Origin of the sequence: Duganella sp. (genome assembly GCF_039595735.1) — a bacterium.
Classification (GTDB): Bacteria; Pseudomonadota; Gammaproteobacteria; order Burkholderiales; family Burkholderiaceae_D; genus Rugamonas.
In genome coordinates this window covers 1-4300 of record NZ_JBCNLB010000045.1, presented here as the reverse complement: position 1 = coordinate 4300, position 4300 = coordinate 1, and the positions used below count along the sequence as shown (strand labels likewise).

At 60.8% G+C, this 4300-nt stretch carries 4 protein-coding genes; 1 reads left to right on the top strand and 3 read right to left on the bottom strand.

Annotation, left to right across the window (positions count from 1 at the left end):
* Positions 1-126: 126 nt before the first annotated feature.
* A complete protein-coding gene (locus ABDW57_RS28130) occupies positions 127-1392 on the bottom strand; it encodes an FAD-dependent oxidoreductase (protein ID WP_343733445.1) in 1266 nt (421 codons plus the stop codon).
* A 114-nt stretch (positions 1393-1506) separates the two neighbouring features.
* Between ABDW57_RS28130 and ABDW57_RS28125 the strand changes: the two genes are divergently transcribed.
* Positions 1507-2442 (top strand): exopolyphosphatase, encoded by a 936-nt coding sequence (locus ABDW57_RS28125; protein WP_343733444.1) that lies wholly within the window; start codon positions 1507-1509, stop codon positions 2440-2442.
* 38 nt (positions 2443-2480) lie between these two features.
* On the opposite strand, the gene ABDW57_RS28120 is transcribed toward ABDW57_RS28125, so the two are convergent.
* A complete protein-coding gene (locus ABDW57_RS28120; RefSeq protein WP_343733443.1) occupies positions 2481-3737 on the bottom strand; it encodes a nitronate monooxygenase in 1257 nt (418 codons plus the stop codon).
* Between the two features lie 143 nt (positions 3738-3880).
* Positions 3881-4300 (bottom strand): YajQ family cyclic di-GMP-binding protein (locus ABDW57_RS28115; RefSeq protein WP_343733442.1); only part of this gene is annotated, 420 nt, incomplete at its 5' end.

The following is a 4300-nucleotide window of genomic DNA, read 5'->3' as shown; positions in this document are numbered from 1 at the left end:
CCATCCCGAACAGGACCGTGAAACGACTCTACGCCGATGATAGTGCTGCAACCAGTGTGAAAGTAGGTTATCGTCAAGCTAGTTATCCGCCAAAAAGGCCCGGTCTGCGACCGGGCCTTTTTGCATTTACAGCCATGTTCCGAGACGTTTGCCCAGGCACAGCAAAGTCAGTGTCGGCGGCAGCCCCCACGGCTGCGGAATCACCGAGGCGTCGCAGACATACAGGTTGGCGGTGCCTGTTTGCAGATTACGGTCCACGCCCTCGCCAATGCGCACGCTGCCGCCTGGATGGGCAGCGAAATGCCAGCTCTTGAAGATGTTGCGGGCGCCTGCTGCGCGCAGGATGCCGCGCGCCATTTCCACGCCGGCGGCCAGTTTGCGGCGGTCCGCTGCCGCCAGCGTCTTGTCGACCCAGTGCGGTCCGATGCTGCCCCCAATGTCATCGCGGATTTTTACCATGATGGTGAGTGTGCCGGCGTGCGATGCCAGCCGGTCCAGCCGGCCGACTTGCGCGGCAAAGGCCTGGTACATCGGCTTGGGCAAGGTCATGTCCGCCAGCGCGATGCCGTCCTGCTGGAGGTAGAGGCCGGCCGCCATCGGCACCTCGGCCCCGCCGTTGATGTCCTCCACATGCCCCATCACCGCAATCACCGGATCGCTGAAAAAACGGCTGTGGGCCGGTTGCAAGCCAGACGCATGCAGCAGCCGCGGCGTGCCGATGCCGCCGGCGGCCAGGATGATGTTGTGTCCCACGGCCACATGCTGTTGTCCGGCGCGCTGGTAGCGCACGCCGGTGGCGCGGCCATTTTCCACCATCACACTGTCTACCCGCGCCTGGTCGACCAGCATGGCGCCCAGCCGGACTGCCTCGTCGACAAAGTCGCGTGCGGTCCACTTTGCGCCAAACGGACAGCCGTAAGCGCAGCGCCAGCAGCCGCTGCGGCAGAGCGATGGTCGTATCAATTTATCGAGCTTGCGCCAGTCGAGCCGCTGGGCGAGGGCGCCATCGCGGATGCGCGCGGCCATCGGGCCGATCAGTTCGTCGGGCAGTTGGGAGATCGGCAGCTCGGTACGCAGCGCTTCCAGCGCCGGCGCAAGATCAACGTCATGGGCGCTGAACATGGCCTGTGGCGGCGGCGCGGCGGTGGCGAAATTGATGGCGGAGGTGCCGCCCACCGTCACGCCGCTCACCAGTAGCGACGCATCGCGGTGCACAAAGCTGCTTTTGCCTGGGATGGCGGCGATGCGGGCCATCTGTCTGAGCGTGCCTTGCAGCGGCGCGGCGCTGCCGCGTTCCAGCAACAGCACGCGCTGCCCGCGCCGCGCCAGTTCACGCGCCACGCTGGCGCCGCCGGGGCCACTGCCAACGATGATGGCGTCAAAAGCTGTCATGTTTTGATTTTACGGCAAAGCATGTGACGTAATGCAACGCGACATCACTATTTCTGGGCAGCCATGCGATTGGGTTGTATTATTTATCGGTGTCCAACCCACCTGAGGTATTCCATGGCAGAAGCAAAGAAATATCGCTTGGTAACGCGTAGCGATTTTGATGGTTTGGTGTGCGCGGTATTGTTGAAGCACCTGGATCTGATCGACGAGATCCTGTTCGTGCATCCCAAGGACATGCAGGATGGCAAAATCACGATTACTGACCGTGACATCACGACCAATCTGCCGTACGTTGCCGGCGCCCATCTGGCGTTTGACCACCATTTGTCGGAAACGATCCGCAATACCGGTGAGCGCGCCAATCACGTGATTCATCCGGAAGCGCCGTCGGCGGCGCGGGTGGTGTATGACTACTACGGCGGCCTGAAGGCTTTCCCGGCGTCGTGGAATGACATGATGGCCGCGGTCGACAAGGGCGATGCCGCGCGCTTCAACGAGCAGGAAGTGCTGCATCCGGAAGGCTGGGATCTGCTGAACTTCCTGATGGATGCGCGCACCGGCCTGGGCCGCTTCCGCGAGTTCCGCATCTCCAACTACAACTTGATGATGGACCTGATCGACTACTGCAAGAACCACACGATCGATCAGATCATGCAGCTGCCGGACGTTAAGGAACGCAAGGACCTGTACTTCGAGCATGCGGAAAAATGCAAAGACCAGATCCGCCGCTGCGCCACCGTGCACAAGAACCTGGTGGTGCTGGATCTGCGCAATGAAGAGATCATCTTTGCCGGCAACCGCTTCATCGTCTACGCGCTGTTCCCGGAAACGAATATCTCGATCCACGTGCTGTGGGGCCTGAAGAACCAGAACACGGTCTTCGCCACCGGCAAGTCCATCCTCAACCGCACCTCCAGAACCAATATCGGCGCGCTGATGCTGGAGTACGGCGGCGGCGGGCACGAGAACGCCGGCACCTGCCAGGTGGAGAATGAGATGGCGGAAGACGTGCTGGGCGCACTGATCCACCGGATCAACAAGGACGGTTAAAAACAAACGGCGCCTCGGGCGCCGTTTTCACATCTGAATTAGAACTCTTTTTCAGGCAGGGCTATCGCATTGTCCGTGCTGAACTGGTAGTCCTTGAACACATGTTCCGCCGTCAGCAGCTGGTAGTCGCCATCCGGCTTCTTGAACGAGGTGTCCTTCAGCTTGTAGGTGTAGTGACCGCAGGTCCAGCAGTTGAAGTTGCGCATGTGGGTGCACAGGCAGGTCTTGTCCATCACCACCACGGTCTTGTCGTTCGGATGGGCTTCCACTTCGCGGTTGTACGAGTTGATGTAGGCGCAGTTGCCGCTGGCATCCAGCAGGTAGCCGTACGATTCGCAGCCCGGACGGATGCCGGAACCGATCGCTGGCGTGCTCTTCAGCATGCGCATCGGGTAGCCGGTCGGGGAAATGCCGTTGACGATCACATCCTCTTCGGTGGCCTTGAAGTATTCCTGCTTGACCTTGTCCGGCAGGCCGCATTCCTTGGTGACGGTGAAGCGGGTCGCCACCTGCACACCGGCCGCGCCGGCTTCCAGGAAGCTCACCGCGTCCGACCCGGTAAAGATGCCGCCGGCGGCGATCAGCGGAATGTCCAGCTTCTCTTCCTTGAAGTAAGCCAGCAGCTCCCTGGTGATGGTCATCAGGTCGTAGTCTTTCCAGTCCTCCAGGCCGAAGCCGAGGTGGCCGCCGGCCAGCGGGCCTTCGACGATGACATAATCCGGCAGCCGGTTCAGCTTGGCATTCTTGCGCAGGAAAATCTGCAGCGCGCGCACCGACGACACAATGATGCCCAGCTTGGCTTCACGGAAGCGCGGGTGGTCGGCCATCAGCGCGAACGAGCCGAAGTGCAGGCCGGCCGACAGGGTGATGCCGTCGATGCCGGCGTCCAGCGCCGCGTTCAGGCGCGTGCGCAGGGTTTCGCGCGGACCGTTCATGGTCAGCTTTTCCATGCAGTTGACGAAGATCAGGCCGGGGCCTTTCTTCGCTTTCATGGTGGCGCCGATGTGCAGGCGCTGGGCTTCGGCCAGCCGCTCCAGGTCGAACTGGACAATCGACTTGTCCATATTGTTGATGTTGTGCTTGTAGAGCTTGGTCTTATCCTTGACGAAGCTGGTATCGAATTTGCGGTCCGACACGTCTTCCACCATCGCATCCGAGATGTGGCCGATGCCGCCCAGACGGGCCGCTTCCAGTGCCAGTTCCGAGGTCGAAATATCGACACCCATTCCGCCGATCATGATGGGCACATATTCTTCATTGCCAAATCGCAGGCGGAAATCATCAACACGTTTCATTGCTATCCTTAGACTACCGAAGTTAATTGCGGTCGCGCGGTAGTACGCATGATCGGGGTTCCCGATTCATTTTACTCCATGCGTACTACAGCTTTGTGACGGCGCGGCAGCGCCCGGCTGGCGCGCACGCAGGCGGACGAGTATCAGTCGCGGAAGTTATTGAATTCCAGCGGCAGGTCGGTGACATCCTTGCGCAGCATGGCGATCGCCGCCTGCAGGTCGTCGCGCTTGGCGCCGGTCACGCGCACCGATTCGCCCTGGATCGAGGCTTGCACTTTCATCTTGCTGTCCTTGATGACGCGCACGATTTTCTTGGCGTCGTCCGCTTCAATGCCGTTCTTGACCTTGATGACCTGGCGTACCTTGTCGCCGCCGATTTTCTTGATGTCGCCATCTTCCAGGAAGCGCACGTCGACCTTGCGCTTGCCCAGCTTGCCGATCAGCACGTCGCGGACCTGCTGCAGCTGGAAGTCGGAATCGGCGGTAATGGTCAGCTCGCGCTCTTTTTGTTCGACGGCGGCGCCGGTGCCCTTGAAGTCAAAGCGCGTGGCGATCTCCTTTTG

Bases quoted from the DNA above. Each gene is read 5' to 3' on its own strand.
- ABDW57_RS28120 (WP_343733443.1), bottom strand. From the start codon at position 3,737: ATGAAACGTGTTGATGATTTCCGCCTGCGATTTGGCAATGAAGAATAT.
- ABDW57_RS28125 (WP_343733444.1), top strand. From the start codon at position 1,507: ATGGCAGAAGCAAAGAAATATCGCTTGGTAACGCGTAGCGATTTTGAT.
- ABDW57_RS28130 (WP_343733445.1), bottom strand. From the start codon at position 1,392: ATGACAGCTTTTGACGCCATCATCGTTGGCAGTGGCCCCGGCGGCGCC.